Origin of the sequence: Nocardiopsis kunsanensis DSM 44524 (assembly GCF_000340965.1) — a bacterium.
GTDB lineage: Bacteria > Actinomycetota > Actinomycetes > Streptosporangiales > Streptosporangiaceae > Nocardiopsis > Nocardiopsis kunsanensis.
Genome location: NZ_ANAY01000068.1, coordinates 1 through 306, shown reverse-complemented (window position 1 = coordinate 306; position 306 = coordinate 1). Strand labels below are relative to the sequence as shown.

Annotated in this window: 1 protein-coding gene; it reads right to left on the bottom strand. The window is 66.0% G+C overall.

What is annotated here, in order from left to right; genetic code table 11:
* Positions 1-273, bottom strand: a 273-nt coding sequence (locus tag D456_RS24895) for a hypothetical protein (protein ID WP_152442664.1), incomplete at its 3' end; no start/stop codon positions are given.
* Positions 274-306 lie beyond the last annotated feature (33 nt).

Sequence of the window (306 nt, the reverse complement as noted above, 5' to 3'; positions counted from 1 at the left end):
GGGCGGGTTCTGGCCGGTGAACAACACCATCCGCACCATGGGACCGGTGGCCGGGTCGATCTCTTCCTGCACACGCTGCGTGTGCTCTCGCACCGTGTCCTCGTCCACATCCTCGACGGTTTCCAGAACCGTGCCGGTCTCCTCCGGTATGATCCGTGCCCCCGCGTCCGTGACACGGAGCCGGAGCATGTCGTGGTGCTCCAGGAGCACGGCGGCGATCCGGGGCAAGGCATCGGTCTCGAAGTCCTCGACCAGGTTCAGCAGTGCCGACATGACGAAACCGTCGAGGCCGCCGGAACGGGAATC